Annotated in this window: 22 protein-coding genes; 14 read left to right on the top strand and 8 right to left on the bottom strand. The window is 61.3% G+C overall.

Going from position 1 to position 25,081, the window contains the following annotated elements:
* Positions 1-438 precede the first annotated feature (438 nt).
* Positions 439-2,853 carry a TonB-dependent siderophore receptor gene (locus tag MF6394_RS12390; RefSeq protein WP_069559017.1) on the top strand — a complete coding sequence of 805 codons (2,415 nt, stop codon included), beginning with the start codon at positions 439-441 and terminating at the stop codon, positions 2,851-2,853.
* 617 nt (positions 2,854-3,470) lie between these two features.
* The gene (gene dacB / locus MF6394_RS12385; RefSeq protein ID WP_078466760.1) at positions 3,471-4,928 is read left to right on the top strand and encodes a D-alanyl-D-alanine carboxypeptidase/D-alanyl-D-alanine endopeptidase; all 1,458 of its coding nucleotides are present in this window, start codon (positions 3,471-3,473) and stop codon (positions 4,926-4,928) included.
* A 1-nt stretch (position 4,929) separates the two neighbouring features.
* Here the strand turns inward: dacB and MF6394_RS12380 are convergent, their stop codons facing one another.
* Positions 4,930-5,709, bottom strand: a complete 780-nt coding sequence (locus tag MF6394_RS12380; protein ID WP_078466759.1) for an IclR family transcriptional regulator — start codon at positions 5,707-5,709, stop codon at positions 4,930-4,932.
* 120 nt (positions 5,710-5,829) lie between these two features.
* Between MF6394_RS12380 and hmgA the strand changes: the two genes are divergently transcribed.
* The 4 genes from hmgA (at position 5,830) to MF6394_RS12360 (ending at position 10,658) form a co-directional block, all read left to right on the top strand.
* Complete coding sequence (hmgA, locus tag MF6394_RS12375; RefSeq protein ID WP_047712651.1) at positions 5,830-7,113, top strand: homogentisate 1,2-dioxygenase; 1,284 nt, start codon at positions 5,830-5,832, stop codon at positions 7,111-7,113.
* A 3-nt stretch (positions 7,114-7,116) separates the two neighbouring features.
* Positions 7,117-8,403, top strand: coding sequence for a fumarylacetoacetase (fahA, locus tag MF6394_RS12370; RefSeq protein ID WP_078466758.1), 1,287 nt, complete (start codon positions 7,117-7,119; stop codon positions 8,401-8,403).
* Between the two features lie 12 nt (positions 8,404-8,415).
* Positions 8,416-9,051, top strand: coding sequence for a maleylacetoacetate isomerase (gene maiA / locus MF6394_RS12365; RefSeq protein WP_032893438.1), 636 nt, complete (start codon positions 8,416-8,418; stop codon positions 9,049-9,051).
* Positions 9,052-9,305: 254 nt separating this feature from the next.
* A complete protein-coding gene (locus MF6394_RS12360) occupies positions 9,306-10,658 on the top strand; it encodes an MFS transporter (RefSeq protein WP_044272018.1) in 1,353 nt (450 codons plus the stop codon).
* 108 nt (positions 10,659-10,766) lie between these two features.
* On the opposite strand, the gene MF6394_RS12355 is transcribed toward MF6394_RS12360, so the two are convergent.
* Complete coding sequence (locus MF6394_RS12355; RefSeq protein WP_078466757.1) at positions 10,767-11,570, bottom strand: SirB1 family protein; 804 nt, start codon at positions 11,568-11,570, stop codon at positions 10,767-10,769.
* 186 nt (positions 11,571-11,756) lie between these two features.
* Here MF6394_RS12355 and MF6394_RS12350 point away from each other — a divergent pair, with 186 nt between their 5' ends.
* Entirely contained in the window at positions 11,757-12,776 is a 1,020-nt protein-coding gene (locus tag MF6394_RS12350) for a Glu/Leu/Phe/Val dehydrogenase family protein (RefSeq protein WP_044272022.1), read from the top strand.
* Between the two features lie 55 nt (positions 12,777-12,831).
* On the opposite strand, the gene MF6394_RS12345 is transcribed toward MF6394_RS12350, so the two are convergent.
* The gene (locus MF6394_RS12345) at positions 12,832-13,092 is read right to left on the bottom strand and encodes a YebG family protein (protein WP_003188807.1); all 261 of its coding nucleotides are present in this window, start codon (positions 13,090-13,092) and stop codon (positions 12,832-12,834) included.
* A gap of 420 nt (positions 13,093-13,512) precedes the next feature.
* Here MF6394_RS12345 and MF6394_RS12340 point away from each other — a divergent pair, with 420 nt between their 5' ends.
* The 4 genes from MF6394_RS12340 to MF6394_RS12325 all read left to right on the top strand — a co-directional run bounded on the left by MF6394_RS12340 (position 13,513) and on the right by MF6394_RS12325 (position 15,016).
* Entirely contained in the window at positions 13,513-13,758 is a 246-nt protein-coding gene (locus tag MF6394_RS12340; protein ID WP_078466756.1) for a DUF6124 family protein, read from the top strand.
* Positions 13,759-13,909: 151 nt separating this feature from the next.
* The gene (relB, locus tag MF6394_RS12335; protein WP_014717050.1) at positions 13,910-14,098 is read left to right on the top strand and encodes a type II toxin-antitoxin system RelB family antitoxin; all 189 of its coding nucleotides are present in this window, start codon (positions 13,910-13,912) and stop codon (positions 14,096-14,098) included.
* Complete coding sequence (locus tag MF6394_RS12330) at positions 14,088-14,357, top strand: type II toxin-antitoxin system RelE/ParE family toxin (RefSeq protein ID WP_078466755.1); 270 nt, start codon at positions 14,088-14,090, stop codon at positions 14,355-14,357. The genes relB and MF6394_RS12330 overlap by 11 nt, the downstream gene beginning before the upstream one ends.
* Before the next feature lie 170 nt (positions 14,358-14,527).
* The gene (locus MF6394_RS12325) at positions 14,528-15,016 is read left to right on the top strand and encodes a phosphate-starvation-inducible protein PsiE (RefSeq protein WP_014717052.1); all 489 of its coding nucleotides are present in this window, start codon (positions 14,528-14,530) and stop codon (positions 15,014-15,016) included.
* Here MF6394_RS12325 and MF6394_RS12320 read toward each other — a convergent pair.
* The 3 genes from MF6394_RS12320 to MF6394_RS12310 all read right to left on the bottom strand — a co-directional run bounded on the left by MF6394_RS12320 (position 15,013) and on the right by MF6394_RS12310 (position 18,335).
* The gene (locus MF6394_RS12320) at positions 15,013-15,330 is read right to left on the bottom strand and encodes a DUF3509 domain-containing protein (protein ID WP_078466754.1); all 318 of its coding nucleotides are present in this window, start codon (positions 15,328-15,330) and stop codon (positions 15,013-15,015) included. The genes MF6394_RS12325 and MF6394_RS12320 overlap by 4 nt on opposite strands.
* Before the next feature lie 277 nt (positions 15,331-15,607).
* The gene (locus tag MF6394_RS12315) at positions 15,608-16,897 is read right to left on the bottom strand and encodes a serine/threonine transporter (protein ID WP_014717054.1); all 1,290 of its coding nucleotides are present in this window, start codon (positions 16,895-16,897) and stop codon (positions 15,608-15,610) included.
* Positions 16,898-16,958: 61 nt separating this feature from the next.
* Positions 16,959-18,335: an L-serine ammonia-lyase gene (locus MF6394_RS12310; protein ID WP_069558338.1), complete on the bottom strand. Its 1,377-nt coding sequence runs from the start codon at positions 18,333-18,335 to the stop codon at positions 16,959-16,961.
* Between the two features lie 137 nt (positions 18,336-18,472).
* Between MF6394_RS12310 and MF6394_RS12305 the strand changes: the two genes are divergently transcribed.
* Positions 18,473-19,420 carry a LysR substrate-binding domain-containing protein gene (locus tag MF6394_RS12305; RefSeq protein WP_032893426.1) on the top strand — a complete coding sequence of 316 codons (948 nt, stop codon included), beginning with the start codon at positions 18,473-18,475 and terminating at the stop codon, positions 19,418-19,420.
* Between the two features lie 213 nt (positions 19,421-19,633).
* Positions 19,634-20,044, top strand: a complete 411-nt coding sequence (locus MF6394_RS12300; RefSeq protein ID WP_003188815.1) for an HPF/RaiA family ribosome-associated protein — start codon at positions 19,634-19,636, stop codon at positions 20,042-20,044.
* Between the two features lie 54 nt (positions 20,045-20,098).
* Here the strand turns inward: MF6394_RS12300 and MF6394_RS12295 are convergent, their stop codons facing one another.
* Positions 20,099-21,610 (bottom strand): MFS transporter, encoded by a 1,512-nt coding sequence (locus tag MF6394_RS12295; protein ID WP_069558339.1) that lies wholly within the window; start codon positions 21,608-21,610, stop codon positions 20,099-20,101.
* Between the two features lie 104 nt (positions 21,611-21,714).
* Here MF6394_RS12295 and MF6394_RS12290 point away from each other — a divergent pair, with 104 nt between their 5' ends.
* Positions 21,715-22,587, top strand: coding sequence for a LysR family transcriptional regulator (locus MF6394_RS12290; RefSeq protein WP_034134807.1), 873 nt, complete (start codon positions 21,715-21,717; stop codon positions 22,585-22,587).
* A 132-nt stretch (positions 22,588-22,719) separates the two neighbouring features.
* Here MF6394_RS12290 and fecA read toward each other — a convergent pair whose 3' ends face one another.
* Positions 22,720-25,056 (bottom strand): TonB-dependent Fe(3+) dicitrate receptor FecA, encoded by a 2,337-nt coding sequence (gene fecA / locus MF6394_RS12285; RefSeq protein WP_069558340.1) that lies wholly within the window; start codon positions 25,054-25,056, stop codon positions 22,720-22,722.
* Positions 25,057-25,081: the final 25 nt, after the last annotated feature.

The following is a 25,081-nucleotide window of genomic DNA, read 5'->3' as shown; positions in this document are numbered from 1 at the left end:
TTTGAAAAGCGCAAAAGTAAGCAAAACGCTCTTGCCCCACCACTCGGCACCTCGCTTAGGCTCGGTGTGCCCGTAATCCGCCAGTGATTTGGGGGGCCGCCGCCACGCGCCATCCATGGCGCGGGGCGGCTAAACCGGCATCCCTGCCGGTTTACCCCCCAAATCCCTGTCGAATTCCGGCCAGCGTGGTTTGACGGGGCGCTTAAGATCAAAAGCAGATCAAGATCAAGAGCGGCTCGCTTCGCATCGTGGTTACCGTCTGCTCCTACAGCCCAGAAAGTGATGTAGATACCTATGCTGTGATAACGGTGGCACCCAGATGCCGTAAATAAAAAATAATTGCCAGCAGAGGTGAGGTAAATCGCCGGCCCATCCGTGTAGTGCATGAAACTGCGATCAATTCGCATTAACAGCGTTTTCTACACGGATGCTCACAGCATGAAATCGACGGCGGGCGGTTGGGTCAAACAGTGGCTGGGAGCCTCGGTATTCACGGTGTCTGGGTTGGCCTTGCTGCCCCTGGCGATTGCGCAGGCGCAGGAGCAGCACAGCGCCCAGTTCAATTTTGCCCTGGCGGCCAAGCCGTTGCCCCAGGCGTTGAGTGATTTCAGCCGGGTTACCGGGCTCAGTGTGATCTACACCGATGAAGCGCCCTACGGCATCAACGCCCCGGCGGTCAGTGGGCAGATGAGCGCGACCCAGGCCCTGCAACGTCTGCTGGGCCGTTCCGGTTTCACCTTTCGCCAGATCGACGCCCGTACTCTGGCGCTGGAACCGGTGCCCACCGATGGCGCGGTCAATCTGGGCGCTACCACCATCAGCGGCATCGACTTGACCCAAGCCAGCACCAGCTACCAGCCACCGCCCACCAGTTCGGTGATGCGCTCCCGTGGCTTGCTGCTGGAAACCCCGCAAACCGTGAATGTGGTGCCTGCCCAAGTATTGCGCGATCAACAGCCGCGTAACCTGGATGACGCCCTGGGCAATATCAGTGGTATTACCCAGTCCAACACCCTCGGCAGCACCCAGGACGCGGTGATGCTGCGTGGCTTTGGCGACAACCGTAATGGTTCGATCATGAAAGACGGCATGCCGGTGGTGCAGGGGCGGGCGTTGAACGCCACCGCTGATCGTGTCGAAGTGCTCAAGGGGCCGTCTTCGCTGCTGTACGGCATCCAGGACCCGGGTGGCGTGGTCAATATCGTCAGCAAAAAGCCTGAGCTGGTGCAGTCCACGGCTCTGACCGCGCGTGGTTCAACCTTCGGCAGCGGCAAAAACGGTAGCGGCGGCAACCTCGACACCACCGGGCCCCTCGGTGATAGCGGCTTGGCCTATCGCCTGATTGTGGATCATGAAGACGAAGACTACTGGCGCAACTACGGTACCCATCGCGAGACGCTGGTGGCGCCGTCTCTGGCCTGGTACGGCGATACCACCCAGGTGGTTGTCGCCTATGAACACCGCGAGTTTCTCTCGCCCTTTGACCGTGGCACGGCCATCGACCCCAAGACCCGCCATCCGCTGAACATCCCCGCGACCCGCCGCCTGGATGAGCCGTTCAACAATATGGAAGGGCGCTCCGACCTGTATCGCCTGACCGTCGACCACGATCTGAACGACGACTGGAAGGCCCACTTCGGCTACAGCTGGAACCGCGAAACCTACGACGCCAGCCAGGTGCGCGTGGTCAAGGTCAACCCCAACGGCACCCTGACCCGCAGCATGGATGGCACCCAGGGCGCACTGACCACCGACCGTTTCGCAACCGCAAGCCTTGAAGGCAAGCTGAATGTGGCGGGTATGCAACACGACCTGGTATTCGGCCTGGACGACGAGTACCGCAAGATCTACCGCGCCGACCTGATCCGCCAGGCACCGCGCGGTGTCTTCAATTACAACAACCCGGTGTACGGCAACGAAGTGGCGGGCTCCAACGTCAGCGCGCCGGACAGCAACCAGACGGACCTGCTGCGCAGCGACTCGCTGTTCTTCCAGGATGCGATTCATCTCAACGACCAGTGGATTCTGGTCGGTGGGGCGCGCTATCAGATGTACGATCAATACGCCGGCAAAGGCGTGCCGTTCACCGCCAACACCGATGGCAACGGCCAGAAGTGGGTGCCGCGGGCCGGGCTGGTGTACCGCTACACCGATGAACTGTCGTTCTACGGCAGTTACACCGAGTCGTTCAAACCCAACTCCACCATCGCGCCACTGGCCAACAAAACCGTGCTGGATGGTAGCCTCGACCCTGAAGAATCCAAGGCCTGGGAGCTGGGCACCAAGTTCGACCTGCCGGGGCGTATCACCGCCAGTGCGGCGTTGTTCAACATCGACAAACGCAACGTGCTGGTCCAGGTGGGCGAGGGGCTAACCTCGGTCTACAGCGTGGCGGGCAAGGTGCGCTCCCGTGGCCTGGAGCTGGATGCCAGCGGCCAGTTGACCGACAAGTGGAGCCTGATCGGCAGCTATGCCTACACCGATGCCGAGGTCACCGACGACCCGACGCTCAAAGGCAAGCGCCTGCAGAACGTGGCGAAAAACACCGGTTCGCTGTCGGCGGTGTATGACTTCGGCACTCTTCTGGGTGGCGATCAACTGCGGGTCGGCGCCGGTGCGCGCTATGTGGGCGAGCGCGCTGGGGATGCGGCCAACAGCTTTGAACTGCCGAGCTATACCGTGGCGGATGTATTTGCCAGCTACGACACGCAACTTGATGGGCAGAAGGTCAAGTTTCAGCTCAATGTGAAGAACCTGTTCGACCGCACCTATTACACCTCTTCGGTGAATACGCAGTTCGTGTCCATTGGCGATGCACGGCAGGTGTCGGTTTCAAGCACGTTGACCTTCTGATTCCTTGTTGCTGGCATTCTTAAGTGGGAGCTGGCTTGCCTGCGATGGTCATAGGGATTTAACAACTCTGAAGCTATCGACGGTAACCACGATGCGAAGCGAGCCGCTCTTGATCTTGATCTGCTTGTGATCTTGATCTTAGGCGCCCCGTTAAACCACGCTGGCCGGAATTCGACAGGGATTTGGGGGGTAAACCGGCAGGGATGCCGGTTTAGCCGCCCCGCGCCATGGATGGCGCGTGGCGGCGGCCCCCCAAATCACTGGCGGATTACGGGCACACCGAGCCTAGGCGAGGTGCCGAGTGGTGGGGCAAGAGCGTTTTGCTTACTTTTGCGCTTTTCAAAAGTGAGCCGCTGTCAGAGCGGAACCCTAAGTAGCCGTTACCTAAATAACGGATATATACCCGATCCAACTGTGTTAGCTGCCAGGCCGTCTTCGCGAGCAAGCCCGCTCCCACAGTTGGACCGTGGGGTGTCAGGTAGTAGGCGTCGGCTGGCAGGCCGCCATCGCAGGCAAGCCAGTTCCCACAGGAAAGCGGATAGCATTCAGTGCCCTCGCCACATTGATAGCGAGCTGTTAGCGTTGCCGCCATTGCAGGCTTACGGAAAACGCTACTGATGCACTTTGGAAAATGGTTTCACACCAGCACCCTGCTGGTCGGCTTGAGTTTTTTGCTGGGCGGCTGCGCCAGCGTCTCCCAGAACTCCACTCCGGCAACCCTGGATAAGCTGTTGAGTGACCCGGCGCTGCAAGGCGCCACCGTCTCGCTGATGGTGCGTGATGCCCGCACAGGCACCACGCTGTATCAGCACAACCCACGCAGTCGGCTGGTGCCCGCGTCCAACCTCAAGCTGTTGACCACGGCGGCAGCCATGGATGTACTGGGGCCGCACTACCGCTTCGCCACCCAACTGCTGAGCAATGGCATGCGCCAGGGCGACCGGCTGACTGGCAACCTGTACCTGCGTGGCCTGGGTGACCCGAGCATTCAGTTTGCCGACTACCAGGCCCTCGCCGCGCAATTGGCCAGCCAGGGCGTGCGCCAGGTGCAGGGTGACCTGGTGTTCGACGACACCTGGTTCGATGCCGAGCGGCTGGGCGTGGACTGGTCCCATGATGATGAAACCACCTACTACGGCGCGCAGATTTCAGCGTTGACCGTGGCGCCCAATACCGACTTTGATGCCGGCAGCGTGCTGGTCACCGCCAAGGCGCCGTTGCGCGTCGGCTCGCCGGTCGGCGTGGAGATCTACCCGCCCACCGATTACCTGCAACTGAGTAACCGCGCCGTCAGCGGGCCGGGTAACAGCTATGGGATCAACCGTCGCCATGGCACCAACCTGCTGCAACTCAGCGGCGCGGTGGCACCGGGCCGGCAGAGCCAGCAACTGCTCAGCGTGTGGGAGCCGACGCAACTGGTGGCCAACCTGTTTGAGCAAGCCTTGGCGCAACAGGGCATCAAGGTGTTGGGGCGTCGGGTGATGGGCGGGGCGAGTCCCGCTGGGATGACGGTGTTGGCCGAACACCAATCGGCGCCGTTGCAGGAACTGATCGTGCCGCTGCTCAAGCTCTCGAACAACGCCATGTCCGAAGCCTTGCTCAAGGCCATGGGTCGCCAGACAGCCAACAATGGCACGGCGGCGGCGGGCGCCGTGGCGGTGGCCGGCTTCCTCCAGCGCCAGGGGTTGGACACCAGCACTTTGAGCCAAGTGGACGGCTCCGGCCTGTCGCGGCGTAACTTGGTGTCGTCGCAAACCCTCACCGACCTGCTGCTGGCGGCCAGCAAACAGCCGTGGTTCGAGGCCTGGTACAACGCGCTGCCGGTTGCCGGCAATGCCGACCGCATGACCGGCGGCAGCCTGGGTTACCGCCTGCGCGGCACGGCTGCGGAAAATAACCTGCATGCCAAGACCGGCTCCATGGCCGGCGTGTCGTCATTGAGTGGTTACATCACCGATGCTCACGGGCGCAAGCTGGTGTTCGCGATGTTGACCAACAACTATGTGGTCGCTGGCGCGCAGGTAAAAGCCGTGGAAAACCGCGTCGCCGTTGCCCTGTCCCGTAGCGACGATTGATTCAGGGCTGATAGCCCATGCGCCAACTCACGGCCCGGGTCGCCGCCAGCAAGCGCTGCGCCGCCGGGCCATCTTCATCGGCATGGAACAGTGAGGTCGGGCCGACCACGGTCATCACCGCCGCGACGTGCCCGACCGCATTGAACACCGGCGCTGATAATGCATCCACGCCAGGCATCAACAGCCCATGCACAAAGTGCAGGCCGCGGCTGCGGATTTGCTCGCACACGCTGGCATAGGCCTGATCGTCCGCCAAGGCGTGGGCGGTGCCGGCTCGAACCTCGCGCTCGCGCAGCTCCACGGTTTCCCGCGACGGCAGGTAGGCGCTGAACACCAGCCCGGTGGACGAACTGAGCAGCGGTAATACCGAGCCCAATTGCGTCACCACGGTGACGGCACGCACCGCTGGCTCGATGTGCACCACCGTCGCGCCCTGGTTACCCCACACTGCCAGAAAGCAGGTTTCATTCAATTCATCGCGCAGCTCGGCCAGGGGCAGGGCGCCGACCTTCAACACATCCAGGCTGCCCAGTGCCGCCAACCCTACACGCAACGCTTCGCGGCCCAGGCCGTAATGGTTGGTGGCGCTGTTCTGTTCGGCAAAACCCGAAGCGATCAGGGCCTGCAAATAGCGGTGCACCTTGCTCGCCGGCATCTGCACATGTTCGGCCAGGCGTGACAACGAGGTGGCCGGCGACAGTTCGGCCAGGGCCTTGAGGATATCGGTGCCGACTTCCGCCGAGCGGACTTTCTGTTTACTGGTGTCGCGGGGCTTTTCCATGGAAGGGCGAGAATCCGAGAGATGAATGGGCGTCTTTATAGCTTGACGGTCGAGAGTGATCAAATTACGTTATGCGTAACTGGATTACGATAAATACAACTGACCCTCAGAGGACGATCCATGAACCTCGAATACCTGTCGGGCTTCGGCAATGAATTCGCCAGCGAAGCCTTGCCCGGCGCGCTGCCGGTCGGCCAGAACTCGCCGCAAAAAGCCCCTTACGGGCTCTACACCGAGCTGTTTTCCGGCACCGCCTTCACCATGGCTCGCAGCGAAGCCCGTCGCACTTGGCTGTACCGCATCCAGCCGTCGGCCAACCACCCGGCATTCGCCAAGCTTGCGCGGCAATTGGCCGGTGGCCCGCTGGGCGCGGTGACGCCGAACCGCTTGCGCTGGAACCCGCTGGATATCCCGAGTGAGCCGACGGACTTTATCGACGGCCTGGTGGGCATGGTTGCCAATTCGGGGGCGGAGAACCCTGCGGGCATCAGCATCTATAACTACCGCGCCAACCGCTCCATGGAGCGCGTGTTCTTCAATGCCGACGGCGAACTGCTGATCGTCCCCGAGCAGGGCCGCCTGCGCATCGCCACCGAGTTGGGGGTGCTGGACGTCGAGCCGCTGGAAATCGTGGTGCTGCCCCGTGGTCTCAAGTTCCGTGTCGAACTGCTGGACGCGCAAGCTCGCGGCTACGTCGCTGAGAACCACGGCGCCCCGCTGCGCCTGCCCGACCTGGGCCCTATCGGCAGCAATGGCCTGGCCAACCCACGCGACTTTCTTACGCCGATTGCTCACTACGAAGACCTCAAGCAACCGACCACGCTGGTACAGAAATTCCTCGGTGAACTATGGGCCTGCGAGCTGGACCACTCACCGCTCAACGTGGTCGCCTGGCACGGCAACAATGTGCCGTACAAATACGACCTGCGCCGTTTCAACACCATTGGCACGGTGAGTTTCGATCACCCGGACCCGTCGATCTTCACGGTATTGACCTCGCCTACCAGCGTGCACGGCCTGGCCAACCTCGACTTCGTGATTTTCCCGCCACGCTGGATGGTGGCCGAGAACACCTTCCGTCCGCCATGGTTTCACCGCAATCTGATGAACGAATACATGGGCCTGATCCAGGGCGCCTACGACGCCAAGGCCGAAGGCTTCCTGCCGGGCGGCGCATCGCTGCACAGTTGCATGAGCGCCCACGGCCCGGATGGCGAGACCTGCACCAAGGCCATCAACGCCGACCTGGCGCCGCACAAGATCGATAACACCATGGCGTTCATGTTCGAGACCAGCCAAGTGCTGCGCCCGACCCAGTTCGCCCTGGAGTGCCCGCAACTGCAACCTGCTTACGACGCGTGCTGGGCCGCGCTGCCCGCCACCTTCAACCCGAACCGGAGATAACCCATGACTCAACCAACGCAGACCCGCAGCTGGGTATCCTCGGCCAATGGTCACGCGGATTTCCCGCTGCAGAACTTGCCCCTGGGCGTGTTCAGTATCAATGGCTCGGCACCGCGCAGTGGCGTGGCGATTGGCGATGCGATTCTCGACTTGCATGCCGCGCTGGACGCGTTTGAAGGTGAAGCCCGGCGCGCCGTCGAAGCCACTGCGGGTGGGCAGTTGAACACGTTTTTTGAGCTGGGCCGTGGCCCCCGCGTTGCCCTGCGCGAGCGCCTGCTGGAACTGCTGGCCGAAGGCAGCAAGCTGCAAACCCGCGAGGCGCAAGTGCTGCACCGTGCCGCCGATTGCCAGATGCACCTGCCGGCCAAGATCAATGACTACACCGACTTCTACGTCGGCATCGAGCATGCGCAAAACGTCGGCAAATTGTTCCGCCCCGATAACCCGTTGCTGCCGAACTACAAGTACGTGCCCATTGGCTACCACGGCCGTGCCTCGACCATTCGCCCCTCGGGTACAGAGGTGCGACGCCCTAAAGGCCAGACCCTGCCGGCCGGCCAGACCGAGCCGACCTTTGGCCCATGCGCGCGCCTGGACTATGAGTTGGAGCTGGGCATCTGGATCGGCCAGGGCAATGCCATAGGCGAGGCGATTGCCATTGGCGATGCCGCCGAGCATATCGCTGGTTTCTGCCTGCTCAACGACTGGTCGGCGCGGGATATCCAGGCCTGGGAGTACCAGCCGCTGGGGCCGTTTTTGTCGAAAAGCTTTATTACCAGCATCTCGCCGTGGGTGGTGACTGCCGAAGCTTTGGAACCTTTCCGCAAGTCCCAGCCGGCACGTCCAGAGGGTGATCCTCAACCGCTGCCCTACCTGCTGGACAAGCGCGATCAGAGCGCGGGCGCCTTTGATATCGAGCTGGAAGTGCTGCTCACCACGGCTTCGATGCGTGAACAAAACCTGCCCGCCCATCGCCTGACCCTGAGCAACACCGAGCATATGTACTGGACCGTGGCACAAATGGTGGCGCACCACAGCGTCAACGGCTGCCAGTTGCAGGCCGGTGACCTGTTTGGGTCGGGCACCTTGTCTGGCCCGCAGCCGGGACAGTTCGGCAGCCTGCTGGAGATTACCGAAGGCGGTAAAAAGCCGATTGAATTGGCTTCCGGTGAGGTGCGTAAATTCCTCGAGGATGGCGACGAAATCATCTTGCGTGCCCGTTGCAGCCGCGAGGGCTTTACCTCCATCGGCTTCGGCGAATGCCGCGGTACCGTGGTCGCGGCGCGCTGAGAGGGCAGGGCCATGGAACTCTATACCTACTACCGTTCCACCGCGTCGTATCGAGTACGTATTGCCCTGGCCCTCAAAGGCCTGGATTTCACCGCGCTGCCGGTCAACCTGCTGGTGCCGGCCGGCGGCGCCAACCGCCAACCTGACTACCTGGCGATCAACCCCCAAGGGCGCGTGCCGGCGTTGCGTAGCGATGAAGGGGCGTTGTTGATCCAGTCACAGGCGATCATCGAGTACCTGGAAGAGCGTTATCCACAGGCGCCGCTGCTCGCCAAGGATTTGGTCGCCAGGGCTCACGAGCGGGCGGTGGCATCGATCATCGCCTGTGATATCCACCCGTTGCATAACTCCAGCACCCAGAACTTGCTGCGCAAGTGGGGGCACGACGAGGCGCAATTGCTGGAGTGGATCGGGCATTGGATCAGCCAGGGCCTGGGCGCGGTGGAGCAGTTGATTGGCGACACCGGGTTTTGCTTTGGCGAACAACCGGGCCTGGCCGATGCGTTTCTGATCCCGCAGTTGTACGCGGCCGAGCGTTTCAAGGTGCCCTTGGCGGCATACCCACGCATCGGGCGGGTGGCGGCATTGGCGGCCCAACATCCGGCCTTCATGCAGGCACACCCCGCCAATCAACCTGACACCCCCTAGGCCCCTGTGGGAGGGGGAAAAGCCCCAATGCCGTTCAGTTAAGCGAACGCAATGTTCACAGCCATGAAGATCAAATGTGGGAGCGGGCTTGCCTGCGAAAGCGTTAGTGCAGTGGCAGATGCGGTGACTGACACACCGCCTTCGCGGGCAAGCCCGCTCCCAGAGGGGGTTCGCGCTTAACTGACTGGCATTAAGGTAAGCCCCCTCCCACATTTGATCGCGCCAACCTAATAAAAAAATAAAGGTACCTTGCGATGCACAATCAGATTGCCAGCTTTCGCGCGGCACTCGACGCCCGTCCGGTGTCGCGCTATCAATGGTTGATTCTCCTGCTGCTGGCTCTGCTACTGGTCACCGATGGCTATGACGCCCAGGTGCTGGGCTATGTAGTGCCGGCGCTGGCCCAGGATTGGGGCCTGGAAAAATCCGCGTTCGGGCCCGTGTTCAGTGCCAACCTGCTGGGCCTCACCCTGGGTTCGCTGCTGGTGACGCCGCTGGCGGATCGGTTTGGTGTGCGACGCATTCTGCTGGCGTGTGTGCTGATCTACGCCAGCCTCACGGTATTGATGGTGTTCGCCAATTCCCTGACCACGTTGATGGCGGCGCGGTTTATCTGCGGGATCGGCATGGGCGGTGCGATGCCCAGTGCCATGGCGTTGATGTCCGAGTATTCGCCGCCACGCCTGCGCACCTTGATGGTGACCCTGGCGGCGTGCGGCTTTTCGTTCGGTGGCGCGGCGGGTGGCTTTGTGGCGGCCGGGTTTATCGACAGTTTTGGCTGGCAGGCGGTGTTCCTGGCGGGCGGTGTGACGCCGTTGCTGTTGTTCCCGTTTCTGGTATGGCTGTTGCCTGAATCCCTGCCGCGTTTGCTGCGCGATGCACCGCCTTACCTGCGCTTGCGCAAGGTCACGGCGCGGATGCTGCCCGACTGGCAGCCACCGTCCGCCAGCGAAGCCGAGAACCGCCAGGAGCAGGGCAGCAAGCTGACCGTGGTGGAGCTGTTTCGCAACGGCTATGCACGCCCGACATTGCTGATCTGGGCGACCTTTTTTGTCAGCCTGATCCTGCTGTATTTCATGATCAGCTGGCTGCCTTCGCTATTGCTCGAAAGCGGCCTGGCATTGAACGAAGCCAACCTGGTCACCTCCATGTTCCTGTTCGCCGGCACCTTGGGCGCCATTCTCATGGCTTGGTTTGCCGATCGCTTGAAGAGCAAAGTGCGGCTGCTGTCCGGCGTGCTGGCGGCGGCAGCGTTGTGCACCATCCTGCTGGGTTTGAACCACGACAACCCACGCTACCTGGTGGCCTGCGTGTTTGCCGCAGGGTTCTGCATCATCGGCGGGCAACTGACCCTCAATGCCTTCGCGAGCAACTTCTACCCGGCGCACGTGCGCGCCACCGGCACGGGCTGGGCGCTGGGGGTGGGGCGGTTCGGGTCGATTCTGGGGCCGCTGTTTGGCAGCCTATTGCTGGCGATGCATATCCCGGTCGAGCAGATTTTCTTCTTCTGCGCGATTCCGGCGGTAATTGCGGCGCTGTTGATTATTCAAGTGCGGGCGCCGGGAGCTAACACGCTGCACAGCGACGTTCTCAAACCCTCACTGTAGGAGCGAGCTTGCTCGCGAAGCACGTCAACGATAACGCGGGCATCCTGGTTTAACGCGGTGCCCTTGCGTTCTTCGCGAGCAAGCTCGCTCCTACAGTTGGGAGTTGGGTCAGTGCATTACTGCGTTGGGTGGCAGGTGCCCGAGTCGCTCGGTCAGGCGCAGACGCTGGATCGGGTCGTCACTGAGCAGCAGAGCGTGTTCCAGGTCAAAGCGTTCGGCGCTCGGGCAGTCCAGGCGTTGATACAGGCTGGCGCGCGCCAGGTAGTCGGAGGCGCTGGCGTTGCCCAGTTCCAGTACGCGCTCGGCGTCCACCAGGGCCGCCAACGGTTCGTCGTTGGCAAGGTAGAGTTGGCGCAGGTTGCGCGACAGCCGTTGCAGGATCGCCCGTGGCTCGGCGGTCAGCAGGTGGTCGGCCTGCAATTTCAGCTTCTCCCCGTATTGGCGCGCCAGCAACTCGCGACAGTCATTAGGGTACAGGCGCCGGCCGCCGCAAGGGTCCAGCAGGTGATCGGCACCCGGTACCCGCAGCAGGAAGTGCCCGGGGAAGTTCACGCCGACCATGGGGATATCCAGGCGCCGTGCCATCTCCAGTGCGATCAGGCCCATGGCCAAGGGTTGCCCGCGTTTGCGTTGCAGCACTTTGTTCAACAGCGCGGCGGCGGGGCGCAACGGCGTATGGTCATCCTGGGCAAACCCAAGGTCATTCAGGCGTCGCAGCAGCGGCTGGCCGAGTTCATCCGCTGGCAGCAGGGGCATGCCCAGGCTGACCTGTTGTTGCAGTGCGCCAAGGTCCTGCAGGATCAACGCAGGTTGCACGCTGGTGTCATGCTCGGCAGCAATCCACAGCGCGGCTTCGAACAGCGCGGGGGGTGAACGGTCCAGGCAGGCGAAAAAAGCTGTGCGGGGGTTCATCGAGTTCTCCGGCGTATGCCCCGTTTTAGCCTTGCTGCGAATTTTCGTCCAGTATCTTGAGAGATATCCCACGCGCTTATGTCGTAGATCCCACGAAAACGCGCGGCTTATTCCAGCGCAATCCAGCAGTTTTCTGCCGCAAGCCTATACTTGGCCCACTACCAGAAGTGATTCGGGAGCTCATTGATGTTTGCGCTCATGCACAGCACCCGCCTTGAATCGCTGCACCTGAGCGTTGATCCGGTGACCGGCTTGAAGGCGATCATCGCCATCCACAACAGTCGCCTGGGCCCAGCGTTGGGTGGCTGTCGTTACCTGGCCTACCCTAATGATGAAACCGCCGTGGCCGATGCTGCGCGCCTGGCGCAAGGCATGAGCTACAAAGCCGCACTGGCCGGGCTGCCGGTGGGCGGCGGCACGGCGGTGATCATCCGCCCCGTGCACGTGGAAAGCCGTGCGGCGCTGTTCGAGGCGTTTGGCCGTTGTGTGGAAAAACTCGACGGCCGCTTCATCACCTCGATCGACAGCGGCACCTCGGTCGCCGACATGGACTGCATCGCCCAGAACACCCGCTTTGTCACCAGCACCACCGCCGCCGGCGACCCCGCACCCCATGCCGCCATGGGCGTGTTCGCCGGTATCCGCACCACCGCCATGGCGCGCCTGGGCAGCGACAACCTCGAGGGCCTGCGCGTGGCGGTCCAGGGCCTGGGCAATGTCGGTTACGCACTGGCCGAACAACTGCACGCTGCCGGTGCCGAACTGCTGGTCAGCGACATCGACCACGGCAAGGTGCAATTGGCCATGCAGCAACTGGGCGCGCACCCGATTGCCAACGACGCCTTGCTCAGCACCCCGTGCGACATTCTTGCGCCCTGCGGCGTCGGCGCCGTGTTCAACCGTAACAGCGTCGGTCAGCTACGTTGCGCCGCCGTGGCGGGCTCGGCCAGCGCACAACTGACCAACCTGGACATCGCCGACCAATTGGAAGGCCGCGGCATCCTCTACGCACCGGACTATGTGATCAACTCTGGCGGGCTGATCTACGTCGCCCTCAAACACGCCGGCACCGACCTGCCCGGCATCACCGCGCACCTGTCGAACATCGGCAGCCGCCTGACCGAAATCTTCGCCCACGCCCAAGCCGAAAAACGCTCCCCCGCACGGGTGGCCGATGAGCTGGCCGAACGCCTGCTGTACAAATAGGCCAGGCATTAAAAAGGCCCTGAATCCATGATTCAGGGCCTGTTCAATTCGGGCTTTACTCCGCCGCCGGGTTCAGCAACTCGGACAATGCGTCCGGTTGGCTCTTGAACGCCTTGGCAAACACATCGCGGTTCTTCGCCATGTAGATCCCGGCTTCTTCCACCTGCTGCTCGCTCAACGACGGCACGGCTTTTTGCAACACCTCTGCCAGCAACTCAGCGAGTTCAAGCATCTTGTCATGACGGTCAGCTTCGGCTTTATCCATGAACAAACGCTCCAGATCTCGGCTGCTGCGGTATACCACTTCGACGGCCATTCACCACCTCACATGCCTTCACGATAGTTGTCTTTTGCGACTACTGTATTTATATACAGCGAAAAGGATAAGCCAAACGTCGGGGTTTGGATAGTAGGTTTTTAATGTAGTTGGGAAATGGGGGTTTGCTACACCGGAAATTTCTGACAACTTGCCGGGGTTGCGCTGGAATTGTCCGGTGGCTTACCTTCCTTGTGCGCTGCATTTGCAGCGAGCGGGCTTGGCGGCCCACCAAGGAAGCGCAACGACCCCCTATGAGATTGCTGGGTTTTTACACGGCACTCTTGTTTTTATGGCGGGTTGCGCATGGACCCTTCGGGGTGCCGGGTTGTTCCTTACCGGTCCGCCAACCTTGTGCAATCCGTCACCCAATCTGCTTGGCGGCAGACGGTGATGGTTTCTTAACTAAGGAACTAGTCGATGAAGAAACACACACCCAACCCCCCGTCTACCGAGTCAGTGCTTTTCAGTGTCACTCCTGAAGCTGATACAGAAACCTTGCTGGCAAACGCCAGCGAAACCTTGAACAGCGCCCGTGAGATGGCCAGTACCCTGGCATTCGACCTTGATGGTCCACAGCGAAGCTTGGTCCTGGCGATTCATCAACTGATTGAAATGGGCGGTCTGCTGGTCGATCGAGCGCTGGAGAAAATTGCACCAGCTTGATGCCATGATCTGATCGTTCCCACGCCTGTGGGGACGGTCTAAAAAGTGATTGGTGAACACGGATTTTTTCTGTTACTCACTTCATCGCCGGGAGCACGACAGCGAAAACGCTAGCGACTAGACTCCTTTTACATCAACAACGGAGGCTTTTATGGACACTTCCTTTTCCTCAGGTATCCAAGCAGATATCGAAGAGCAGGCTGACAGCTACGACCGCTGGTTTCGCGCGAGAGTGCAGGCCGCTCTTGATGACCCAAGCCCTGGCATTCCTCACGACGAGGTGATGGCCGAGATGCAAGCGCTGATCGAATCTAAACTCAAGAAAGGCGATGCTGATTGAGTGGTCGCCCGCAGCGCGGGTAGAACTCCGGCAAATTATTGACTACCTCAGTCATCGTAATCCAGCAGCAGCGCTTCAGCTTAAGCGATCAATCGAAGCTTCGGTGCTTGCCCTCTCGCGCAGACCCCATCTTTACCGCCCAGGCAGAATCGGCGGAACACGAGAGATGGTGGTACATCCGAATTATCTGGTTGTATACAAAGTGACAGACAATATTCGGATTCTCTCGGTTTTACACGCACGCCAGCGATATCCTTGAAGTTTTCGTTTTTCGAATGAGCAAAAGATCTACTCTGCTCATCCTTCTGCGTGCCTCATGCTACCTAGCCATCATCTCATGCCTGCCCCCTTGGCCTTTTTTCTGCATGCAGAACATCCGTCACGTCCACCCCGCATTATCCGGTCGAGCCGACCTAAGGAAGCATCATCGTGAAAATCAACTGGGCCGAAAGGCTGCGTCAGCAAGTACATGGGCTGGCCGAGTCGCTGGGTAATCTGTTTGTCGAGTCGTTCCATTACCTGGCGCTGTTCGCCATTGGTGCGGTGACCGCCTGGGCGGCGGTGATGGAGTTCCTGGGGATGCTGGAGAACGGGCACATCAAGATTGATGACATCTTGCTGCTGTTCATCTACCTGGAATTGGGGGCGATGGTCGGGATTTACTTCAAGACCAACCACATGCCGGTGCGCTTTTTGATCTACGTGGCGATCACCGCGCTCACGCGTTTGCTGATCTCCAACGTGTCCCATCACAACCCGCCAGACCTGGGCATCATCTACCTGTGCGGCGGCATTTTGCTGTTGGCGTTTGCGATCCTGGTAGTGCGCTACGCGTCGTCGGCCTTTCCTTCGGTGAAGGTCGAAAGCCCGCGTCGCAAGGGCGAGGCGAGCCTGGAGACCGAGAAGGGCGAGCTTTAAAGCCCGACGCTGAAGGGCAGGGTACGGGCGGGCGGTCGCTGCAGGAGTTTGTGGCTGTCGCCGTCCGTCATCAGCTCCAGGATTTGCACGGCGCTGTGGCCCTGTTCGATGGCAATGCCGAACTGGATGCTTTGCACCAGGCGCTTGAGGCGTTGCGGGTCGTTGCGTTGTTCGGCGCTGATCATGCGCTTGGCCACTACACCGGTCTCGTCAGAGAGGGTGAGCATGATGCTGCCGTCCAGCCTTTGGATACTCAGGTTGACGCGGTATTGGGGGCTGAACGTGTCGGTGATGATCTGAAAAGGATTGTCCATGGTGCGTTACCGCCTGATAAGAACATGCAGTCATTGACGGCCGGTGTCGGGATTAGTTCGCATTGCCTGACCACTGGCCAAATTCCGTTTTCCTCAAAAGCTCTACAGCAAGGGCCGTGCCGTACAGCGATTTACCCGGCACAGAAATCCAAATGTGGGAGCGGGCTTGCTCGCGAATGCGGTCCTTCAGCCAAGTATTTGTTGGCTGATACACCGCATGCGCGAGCAAGCCCGCTCCCACATTATTTGGGGCTGTTTTTGAGATCAGTGAGCTAATTCAGGGCATCACGGAAAAAACGATCGCAGACAGCGCAATCAGCCCGATGACCACCACAAATACATTCGACACCTGGCCTGAATACTGGCGCAAAGATGGCACTCGGCGGATCGCGTACATCGGCATCAGGAACAGCAGGCACGCGATGATCGGCCCGCCCATGGTTTCGATCATGCCCAGGATGCTCGGGTTGAAGGTGGCCACGGCCCAGCAGGTCAGCACCATGAACAACGCGGTGCAACGCTCCAGCCATTTCGCCGACATCGAGCGATTGCGCCCGCGCAGGGATTTGACGATCAAGCCTTGGAAGCCTTCGCTGGCACCAATGTAGTGGCCCAGGAAGGATTTGGTGATCGCCACCAGCGCGATCAACGGCGCGGCGTAGGCAATCACCGGCGTCTGGAAGTGGTTCGCCAGGTACGACAGGATCGAGATGTTCTGCGCCTTGGCCGCGGCCAGGTCAGCCGGTGACAGCGCCAGCACGCAGCTGAAGCAGAAGAACATCACGGTCAGCACCATCATGCCGTGGGCGGTGGCCAGAATGCCGCTGCTTTTGCGCTCGGCCTGGGCGCCGTAGACGCGCTTTTGGTCCACGGCAAAGGCGGAGATGATCGGCGAATGGTTGAACGAGAACACCATCACCGGGATCGCCAGCCACAACGTCTTGAAGAACAGCGGCAGCGGCATGCCCTCGCTGGCCGAGGCGAAGAACGCACCGTTCCAGTTGGGGATCAGGCTGAACGCCAGCAGCAGCAAGGCGGCCACGAAGGGGTACACCAGCACGCTCATGGCCTTGACGATCACGCCCTGGCCGCAACGCACAATGGCCATCAGGCCGAGGATCAGCACCAGCGACAGAATCGCCCGGGGCGGCGGCGCCATGTGCAATTGGTGCTCCATGAAACTGCCCAGGGTGTTGGTCAGCGCCACGCTGTACACCAGGAGGATCGGGAAGATCGCAAAGAAGTAGAGCAGGGTGATCAGCTTGCCGGCGCCGACACCAAAGTGTTCCTCGACCACTTCGGTGATGTCGCCGGATTTGCCCGAAAGCACAAAGCGCGTCAGCCCACGGTGGGCGAAGAAAGTCATCGGGAAGGCCAGCAGTGCCAGCACGATCAGCGGCCAGAAGCCACCGACGCCGGCATTGATCGGCAGGAACAGGGTGCCCGCGCCGATGGCGGTGCCATAGAGGCCGAGCATCCAGGTGGTGTCGTGTTTGGTCCAGCCGGTGGTTACTGTGCTTTCTCTGACATCGGGATTTTCGGCAGCAGGTGTACGTACATCAGTCATCGGTATTGCCTCGTTATTATTTTTGCGCGGGCTCACGTTGGGGCGGGTAGCAGTGCTCCGATCAGCACTCCACCCAGCTGACCGCCAGGCCGCCCCGTGAAGTTTCTTTGTATTTGTCATGCATATCGGCGCCGGTATCGCGCATGGTGCGGATGACCCGGTCGAGGGAGATGAAGTGTTTGCCGTCGCCGCGCAGGGCCATCTGCGTGGCGTTGATCGCCTTGACTGCCGCGATGGCATTGCGCTCGATGCATGGCACCTGCACCAGGCCACCGACCGGGTCGCAGGTCAGGCCGAGGTTGTGTTCCAGGCCAATTTCGGCGGCGTTTTCCAGTTGCTCCGGGGTGGCACCGAGGATATCGGCCAAGCCGGCAGCGGCCATGGCGCAGGCCGAGCCCACTTCGCCCTGGCAGCCGACTTCGGCGCCGGAGATGGAGGCGTTTTTCTTGCAGAGGATGCCGACGGCGGCGGCGGCGAGGAAGAAATTGACCACATCGTCGTCAGACGCGTCGGCGTTGAACTTCATGTAGTAGTGCAGCACGGCGGGGATGATCCCGGCCGCGCCATTGGTCGGCGCGGTGACCATGCGCCCGCCGGCGGCGTTTTCTTCGTTGACGGCGAGGGCGAACAGGTTGACCCATTCCATCGCCGACAAGGTCGAGGTGATCACGTTGGGCTTGCCGATTTCCAACAGGCTGCGATGCAATTTCGCGGCGCGACGCGGCACATCCAGGCCACCTGGCAGGATGCCTTCATCACGCAGGCCCTGCTCCACGCATTCGCGCATCACCGACCAGATATGCAGCAAGCCGCTGCGGATTTCTTCGTCGCTGCGCCACGCCCGTTCATTGGCCATCATCAGCTCGGATACGCGCAGGCCGTGCTTGTTGCACAAGGCCAGCAGTTCGACCGCGCTGGAAAAATCATAGGGCAATTGCACGTCGCTGGTGGGCGCAATGCCTGATGCGGCTTCGGCGGCTTCGATGATGAAACCACCGCCCACCGAGTAATAGGTTTGTTCGCTCAGCAGGCCGGTGTCGCCATAGGCGTGCAGGGACATGGCATTGGGGTGGTAGGGCAGGCTTTCGTCCAGCAGCAACAGGTCGGTGTGCCAGTTGAAGGCAATCTCCTGTTGGCCGGCCAGCAACAGCCGGCCGGACTCGCGCAGTTGCTGGATACGCCCGTTGATCGAGGTGGGGTCGACGCGGTCTGGCCATTCGCCCATCAAGCCCATGACACAGGCGCGGTCGGTGGCATGGCCGACGCCGGTGGCGGACAGCGAGCCATACAGGCGCACTTCGACGCGACGGGTTTGGCTGAGCACCTGCTGGTCGGTCAGGGCTTGGGCAAACGTCGCGGCAGCGCGCATCGGGCCGACGGTGTGGGAGCTGGAAGGGCCGATGCCCACCTTGAATAGATCGAAAACACTGATAGCCATGCTAAAGCCTTACAAGCAATGGAGTAGAAATCGCTGCCATGTTTTGTAGAGCAGGCGGAATTGGCGCGATACTGAGCCTCTGGCTCGGCACTGACCAACGAATTATCCTAAGACACCCTTTAGCAGGACTAAACGCTATGACTCGCCCCCTCCACGGCCAGACCTATGTCTGGCTGCATGTGTTTTCCTGCGCCGCACGGCATCTGTCGTTCACTCGCTGCGCCGAAGAACTGCACATCACGCCAGGAGCGGTGAGCCAGCAGATTCGCCAGTTGGAGGAGCGCCTGGGCTTTCGGCTGTTTCATCGGCGCGCGCGGGGGGTGGAACTCAGCGCCGAGGGGCAGCGCCTGGCGGCCGTGGTGGGGGAGGCTTACGGCAGCATTGATGCCGAATTGCAGCGCCTGGACGCCGGGATGATCAGCGGCACCTTGCGCCTGCGTTCGATCCCCTCGTTTCTTGGCAAGTGGCTGACCCCGCGTCTGCCGCGCTTTCAGCAGCGTTTTCCGGACATTCAACTGCGCATGGTCGCTGAAGACAGCAGCATCGCCCTGCATGAAGGCGACTTCGACCTGGCCATCGACCTCAACGACGGCAGCTACCCGGGGTTGTTATCCACAGCCCTGTTGGATGAACAGATATTCCCGGTGTGCGCCCCCAGCCTGCTGCGCGGCCGCCCGCCCTTGCATGGCCCGGCGGACCTGGCGCATTTCCCGCTGCTGCACGACATCACGGCCTGGCGTGGGAGTTATGAATATGCCGAGTGGGAGTTTTACCTCAATGCTATCGGCTACCACGGCGCCGACGTGCGGCGCGGGCACACCTTCAACCGCAACCACCTGACCATCGAAGCCGCCATCGCCGGCATGGGCGTGGCGATTGCCCGGCGCACGTTGCTCAACGATGAACTGGAGCGCGGCACCTTGATCGTGCCGTTCGGCCTGGCGGTGCCCAACCATAAACGCTACGTGCTGCTGTATGCGCCGGGCGCGTTGAACCATCCGGGCGTGCGCGCGGTGCATGACTGGCTGGTGGAGGAAGCGGGGATTTTTCGCGGATTGCACCCGTTGGGAGAGGGGCAATTGTGAGTTTGGCAGGGCGTAAGAAGATGTAACTAACTCCCCACCCTAACAGCGTTTTTGCTCGTCGTCAGGGTTAATTTGTAATGTAGGATTTATCTTTGCAAAGGACTTGAATTGTTTCAGCAGGTGCTCAATTGTGTAATCAAGAGGTCATGGTTTCACCACCCCGGTGTTGCAGTTTGTGACCTCTGGCGAGCTAGCTGAAATAAGGGAAGAACTATGCAAATCCAAGTCAATAGCGATAACCATATTGAAAGCAGCATCCGACTGGAGGAGTGGGTACGTACTACCATTGAGAGCACGCTCGAACGCTACGAAGAAGACCTGACCCGTGTTGAGGTCTACCTGCGGGACGAGAACGGCGACAAGCCCGGCCCCCACGATTTGAGTTGCCGTCTGGAAGCACGGCCAAAGGGCCATCAACCAGTTTCCGTGTGCCATAAAGCCGATACGCTGGAACAGGCGATCGATGGCGCCGCAGTCAAGCTCGACCACGCACTGGAACATCTGTTTGGCAAACTGCAAGGCAAGCCGCGCGCTGCCGGTAAAAACCAGCCAATCAACAAAGTGAACGAAGACGCGTTGGAAGAGGAATTCCTGGAAAACGAAAACGCTGCCATTAACGGCTGATTTTTTTCCATTCCCCACTGAAAACGGGCCTGCATTTGCAGGCCCGTTTTTCGTTCAGCGCTCGCGCCGGAAGAAATACCGGCTCAACACCGCCAACCCGCTAGCGCCCAAGCCCGCAAACAGCATGGCCCAGCCGCCGCCGCTGCGTAGGGCTGTTTGCGCATCCAGAACGGTCAGCCCCGGCGCATCCAACTTGCCTGCGGCAATATGCTGGCTGAGGCTTGCCCACTCCAGTGCCGTGCTGGCAGGCAGTACATGGGCCAGGTGATGGCTGATCCCCCACAGCAGCACCAGGCCCATCAGCGCGATATTGAGCGCCAGGGTGATCAGCCGTGCGCTGAAGTCAATGCCCGAGGCCATGCCGGCGCGGTCATTCGAGACGGCGCCGGTGGTGGTATTGGTGGTCGGCGAATTGGTCAACGCCAGTCCGATACCCGCGATCACGCAACTGAGCAGCACCATCGCGGTGCTGGGCTGTTCGGCGTAATTAACGGCGGCCATCCCCATGAACCCTGCGCCCATTGTACCCAGGCCCAGGGGAATGATGCGTTCGGCGCCAAAACGCAGGGCCAGGCGTTCGGCCAGCGGCGGCACCAGCAAAGTGGGCAAGGTGTACGCGAGCAAGGCGGCGCCGGTGGTCAAGGTGTCGTAACCCAGGCCCGCTTGGAAGTACAACGGCAGGTAGATCATGAACGGCCAGAAGCTGAAGTTCATGCCGATCGAGCCCATCAACGCGCCATTGAAACGCTGGATGCGCAACACCGAGAAGTCGAACATTGGGTGGGCACTGCGCCGCTCAATCCAGATAAACAGCAGCAGCCCGAAGACCGACAGGCCGGCCCAGCCGAGCATCGCCGGGGTACCAAAGCCGATTTCGCTGCCCTGGGTGATGAAATAGACCAGCGCAAACACCGTGAGTGTCATGGTCAGCATGCCGGCAATGTCGAGGCGATGGCTGGCTGGGTCGCGGGATTCCTGCACGCTGATGTGCAACAACGCCAAGGTGAACAGGGTCAGCGGCATGTGCACCAGGAACACCCAGCGCCAGTCCGCCACGGCCAGGATCAAAGCCCCCACCATCGGCCCGAAACCCAGGCCCACGCCAGCGATCACGCCCCATATCGCGAAGGCCCGCGCACGCGTCGCGGGTTCGCGGAATTGGTGGGACAAGATCGCGAACTGGCAAATCATCATTGCCCCGGCGCCGATACCTTGAACAAACCGCGCGACGATCAGCGTGGCGGCACTGTCGGCCAGCCCACAGGCCAATGAAGCTAGCCCGAACAGCCATAGGCACACCACCAATACGCGCCGACGACCAAAGCGATCCGCCAAGGTGCCCGCCGCCATCAGCACGCTGGTACAGGCCAGGGTGTAGGCATTCATGATCCATTGGGCGTCTTGAAAGCCCGTGCCCAGTTCCTGTTCCAGCGTCGGCAGGATGACCGGCACGCTGGAGATTTCCAGGCCGAACATCAGGGCCACCAGGCAGACGGCGGTGAGGGCCAGGCCGTTCCTGGCGGTACGCGGGGGAGTGAGGGCCGAGAGTGCGGCGGCGCGGGGCATACGACATTCCTTTCGAGAGCGGGAGGGGCTATTCTCTCGGGAATAAGGTTCTTTATTGGCGACAACTTTTCCATCGATAAGGGAACAAAGGGCGACAATTAAGCATGGCTACTCCTCGTTTTGATGGTGTTGAACTCTTTCTGCAGGTTGTCGAAAGCGGCAACCTCACCGAAGCCGCCGAACGCCTGAACCTCACCCGCTCGGCGGTAGGCAAGGGCCTGGCGCGCCTGGAGGCACGCTTGGGCACGTGCCTGTTACAGCGTTCCACTCGGCGCCAGCGGTTGACCGAGGACGGGCAGGCGTACTACGAGCATTGCCTGCGCGCATTGGCAGAGTTGGAGGCGGCCGAGTCGGTGCTGGAAAGCGGCCGTCAGCAACCCCGCGGGCGTTTGCGAGTGAGCGTACCCCTGGCGTTTGGTCATCACTATGCCGCGCCAGCGTTGTGGGCCCTGATGGACAGCTATCCGGAACTGGAAATCGACCTTTGTTTTTCCGACCGCATGATCGATCTGGTGCAGGAGGGCTTCGATATTGCCGTGCGCATCGGCCCGTTGCCCGACACCGACCGCCTGAGTGCAAGGCGCCTGGGGCAGCAGGTCATGGGGCTGGCGGCGTCACCGGCGTATTTGCAGCGCAAGGGCGCCATTGAAAGTATCGAAGACCTGGCCGCTCATCGTGGCATTGCCTACCGCAGCAACACCGCGCAGCGCTCGCGCCTGGTCTCTCCCCTGATCCTGGACGACCTCCAGGCCGTAGCCGATGCCGCCATCGCGGGCGTGGGCCTGGCCTGGTTGCCGAGTTGGTTGATTGCCCACTACGCGCTGCGCGGGCAGTTGCAAGCCGTGCTGCCCAGCTACCGTGAGCAACCTGCGCCGATCCATGTGATCTGGCCGACGGCGGCGCATATGCCGGCCAAGACGCGGTGTGCGATTGACGCGTTGGTGGCCGCCACCCCGAGTTGCCTGGCGGGCAGTTAGATCCTGAACACACTGAAAATCATCTGTAGGAGCGAGCTTGCTCGCGAAAAACATCAACGATAACGCGTGCTTGCTATATGAACGCGGCGCCTGTGAGTTTTTCGCGAGCAAGCTCGCTCCTACAAAATGCGGTCAGAACGCGATAGAGGTTTGCACATACACCGTGCGCGGCTCACCCACGTACTTGCCCTTGTTGTTGTCGTCAAACGAGCGGGTGTAGTACTGCTTGTTGAAGATGTTCTTCACTCCAACCGCCACGTTCAAATCCGACAGCTGCGGGCCGAAGTCATAGGCTGCGCGGCTGCTGAACAGCATGTAGCCGGGGATGCGTCCATTGGCACCGTCGGCGCTTTCGGCCTGGGTGTTGGCGTTGTCGGCAAACTGGCTGCTCTGGTAGCTGCTGTCCACATTCAGCTTCCATGGGCCTTCGGTGTAACCCACGCCGAGGGTACCTTTGTGCTTGGAGGAGAAGGGCACGCGGTTGCCTTTGTTCGGGCCGTCTTCGCGGATGGTCGCGTCGACATAGGCGTAGGTGGCGTACACATCAAACCCGGCCAGCGCCGGGCTCAGGCCGTCGAGGGCGTAGTTGATGCTCGACTCGATGCCCTGGTGGCGCGTTTCACCCCGGGCGATCACGGTGTCGTTGGTCTGGTTGCTGTCGTACTGGTTGTCGAAGTTGATCAGGAACGCACCGATTTCTGCGCGCAGGTTGCCGTTGTCATAGCGCGTGCCGAGTTCCCAGGTGCGGGCTTTTTCCGGTTTTACTTCGCCGCTGTTCACACGGTTGGGCATCTGGCTGTATTGCACGCTGCCGAACGAGCCTTCGGTGTTGGCGTACAGGTTCCAGTCGTCGGTGAGGTGGTAGAGCACGTTCAGCGCCGGGAGTGCGGTGTTGTAGTCGCCCTTGTATTTGACGTTGCTCAGGTTGTTGGTCTGCTGGGACTCGATCATCTCGTAGCGAATGCCTGGGGTGATGGTCCACTTGCCGATGTCGATGCGGTCGTCGATGAAGAACGCATTGGCTTCGGTGCCGCCGCGTGTGTCGCGGTCGTTGCGGCTGTTGGTGGTGGGGATCTGCTGGTTGGCGGCGATCGGCGTGCGGTAGCGCAGCTCATGGCCGGCTTCATTGATGTAGCGGTAGCCCACGCCGACTTCATGGCTGGTAGGGCCAAGGTCGAAGCCTTGGGCGAAGCGGGTTTCCACGCCGCGTACCCAATATTCCCGTGGCGACAGTGACAGGAAACTGCCCTGGTCCAGGTAACCGCTGCGCAGGGTCTTGGTGAAGAAACTGTTGACCGTGAATTCGCGGCGGTCCTGCTCGTAGCGATAGCCGACGTTGAACATGGTGCGGCGGCCCCAGAACTTGTCGTAAGGGCGAGTGGACTGGTACGGGTCGGCCTTGTAGTCCTTGACGTTCAAACCGCCTGGCATATCGGCCTGGCCTTCATAGTACTGCGCCATGGCGTTGAAGCTGTTGGCGTCGTCCAGCTGGTATTTGCCCTTGAGGATCAGGTCGTCGATACGCGTGTTGCTGTTTTCACGCCAGTCGCCGCCGCGGGTGCCGGAGTACAAGAGCGCGCCGCCCAGGCCATTGTCGGCGGTGCCGCCGGCCAGCAGGTTGCCGGTGGTCTTGAAACCGTCGTGGCTGGAGGAAGGGCTGGTCTCGGTCTGCAAGCCACCTTTGACCGTCGGCGCATCCGGGATAGCCCGGGTGACGAAGTTGACGATGCCTCCCACGTTTTGCGGGCCGTAGCGCACCGCGCCGCCGCCACGTACCACATCCACAGCGTCCATGTTGCCCATGCTGATCGGCGCAAAGGAGAGTTGTGGCTGGCCGTAGGGCGCGAAGGGCACCGGGATGCCATCCATCAGCACCGTGGAGCGCGACGCCAAGCGTGGGTTGAGCCCGCGAATGCCGAAGTTCAGCGCCATGTCGTGGCTACCGGTGCCGTTGTTGTCCGGGGCGTTGACGCCGGGGATGCGGTTGAGCACATCGCGGGCCTGGGTGGCGCCCTGGCGTTCGAATTCTTCGCGGCGGATCACATCACGGGCGCCGGGGTGCTCGAACACGTTGGTTTGCGCCGCATCACCGAGCCAGTCGCCGACCACGTTGGAGGTCTGCAGCTCCAGGGGCGCGGGGGCGCCAGCCGGTTGCAGGCTGTAGGCGTTATCACCCTCGGCGCGGGCTTGCAGGCCAGTGCCTTCCAGCAGTTTTTGCAAACCATCGGCAGCGCTGTAACTGCCCGACAGCCCAGGGCTTTGCATACCTGCCGTCACTGCCGAACCGAAGGACACCAGCACGCCGGCTTCACGCCCGAATTGATTCAGGGCCGCTTCCAGGGTGGTCGGCGCAATGTGGTACGCCTTGGCGTCGGCTGCCATCACCGCCGGCAGTGCGGTCAGGCTGAGGCTGGCACCGAGCAGGAGTTGGCGTAGGGTACGGGCGAGAAGCGTCGGTTGCTGGGGCATGAAGGGCGGTCCTGAGAAGGAAGGA

Origin of the sequence: Pseudomonas sp. MF6394 (assembly GCF_002018845.1) — a bacterium.
Taxonomy (GTDB): Bacteria; Pseudomonadota; Gammaproteobacteria; order Pseudomonadales; family Pseudomonadaceae; genus Aquipseudomonas; species Aquipseudomonas lactis.
Note: the sequence above shows the minus strand (reverse complement) of the source record. Positions and strands in the feature narration are given on the sequence as shown.

Bases quoted from the DNA above. Each gene is read 5' to 3' on its own strand.
- MF6394_RS12390 (WP_069559017.1), top strand. From the start codon at position 439: ATGAAATCGACGGCGGGCGGTTGGGTCAAACAGTGGCTGGGAGCCTCG.
- dacB (WP_078466760.1), top strand. From the start codon at position 3,471: ATGCACTTTGGAAAATGGTTTCACACCAGCACCCTGCTGGTCGGCTTG.
- MF6394_RS12380 (WP_078466759.1), bottom strand. From the start codon at position 5,709: ATGGAAAAGCCCCGCGACACCAGTAAACAGAAAGTCCGCTCGGCGGAA.
- hmgA (WP_047712651.1), top strand. From the start codon at position 5,830: ATGAACCTCGAATACCTGTCGGGCTTCGGCAATGAATTCGCCAGCGAA.
- fahA (WP_078466758.1), top strand. From the start codon at position 7,117: ATGACTCAACCAACGCAGACCCGCAGCTGGGTATCCTCGGCCAATGGT.
- maiA (WP_032893438.1), top strand. From the start codon at position 8,416: ATGGAACTCTATACCTACTACCGTTCCACCGCGTCGTATCGAGTACGT.
- MF6394_RS12360 (WP_044272018.1), top strand. From the start codon at position 9,306: ATGCACAATCAGATTGCCAGCTTTCGCGCGGCACTCGACGCCCGTCCG.
- MF6394_RS12355 (WP_078466757.1), bottom strand. From the start codon at position 11,570: ATGAACCCCCGCACAGCTTTTTTCGCCTGCCTGGACCGTTCACCCCCC.
- MF6394_RS12350 (WP_044272022.1), top strand. From the start codon at position 11,757: ATGTTTGCGCTCATGCACAGCACCCGCCTTGAATCGCTGCACCTGAGC.
- MF6394_RS12345 (WP_003188807.1), bottom strand. From the start codon at position 13,092: ATGGCCGTCGAAGTGGTATACCGCAGCAGCCGAGATCTGGAGCGTTTG.
- MF6394_RS12340 (WP_078466756.1), top strand. From the start codon at position 13,513: ATGAAGAAACACACACCCAACCCCCCGTCTACCGAGTCAGTGCTTTTC.
- relB (WP_014717050.1), top strand. From the start codon at position 13,910: ATGGACACTTCCTTTTCCTCAGGTATCCAAGCAGATATCGAAGAGCAG.
- MF6394_RS12330 (WP_078466755.1), top strand. From the start codon at position 14,088: ATGCTGATTGAGTGGTCGCCCGCAGCGCGGGTAGAACTCCGGCAAATT.
- MF6394_RS12320 (WP_078466754.1), bottom strand. From the start codon at position 15,330: ATGGACAATCCTTTTCAGATCATCACCGACACGTTCAGCCCCCAATAC.
- MF6394_RS12315 (WP_014717054.1), bottom strand. From the start codon at position 16,897: ATGACTGATGTACGTACACCTGCTGCCGAAAATCCCGATGTCAGAGAA.
- MF6394_RS12310 (WP_069558338.1), bottom strand. From the start codon at position 18,335: ATGGCTATCAGTGTTTTCGATCTATTCAAGGTGGGCATCGGCCCTTCC.
- MF6394_RS12305 (WP_032893426.1), top strand. From the start codon at position 18,473: ATGACTCGCCCCCTCCACGGCCAGACCTATGTCTGGCTGCATGTGTTT.
- MF6394_RS12300 (WP_003188815.1), top strand. From the start codon at position 19,634: ATGCAAATCCAAGTCAATAGCGATAACCATATTGAAAGCAGCATCCGA.
- MF6394_RS12295 (WP_069558339.1), bottom strand. From the start codon at position 21,610: ATGCCCCGCGCCGCCGCACTCTCGGCCCTCACTCCCCCGCGTACCGCC.
- MF6394_RS12290 (WP_034134807.1), top strand. From the start codon at position 21,715: ATGGCTACTCCTCGTTTTGATGGTGTTGAACTCTTTCTGCAGGTTGTC.
- fecA (WP_069558340.1), bottom strand. From the start codon at position 25,056: ATGCCCCAGCAACCGACGCTTCTCGCCCGTACCCTACGCCAACTCCTG.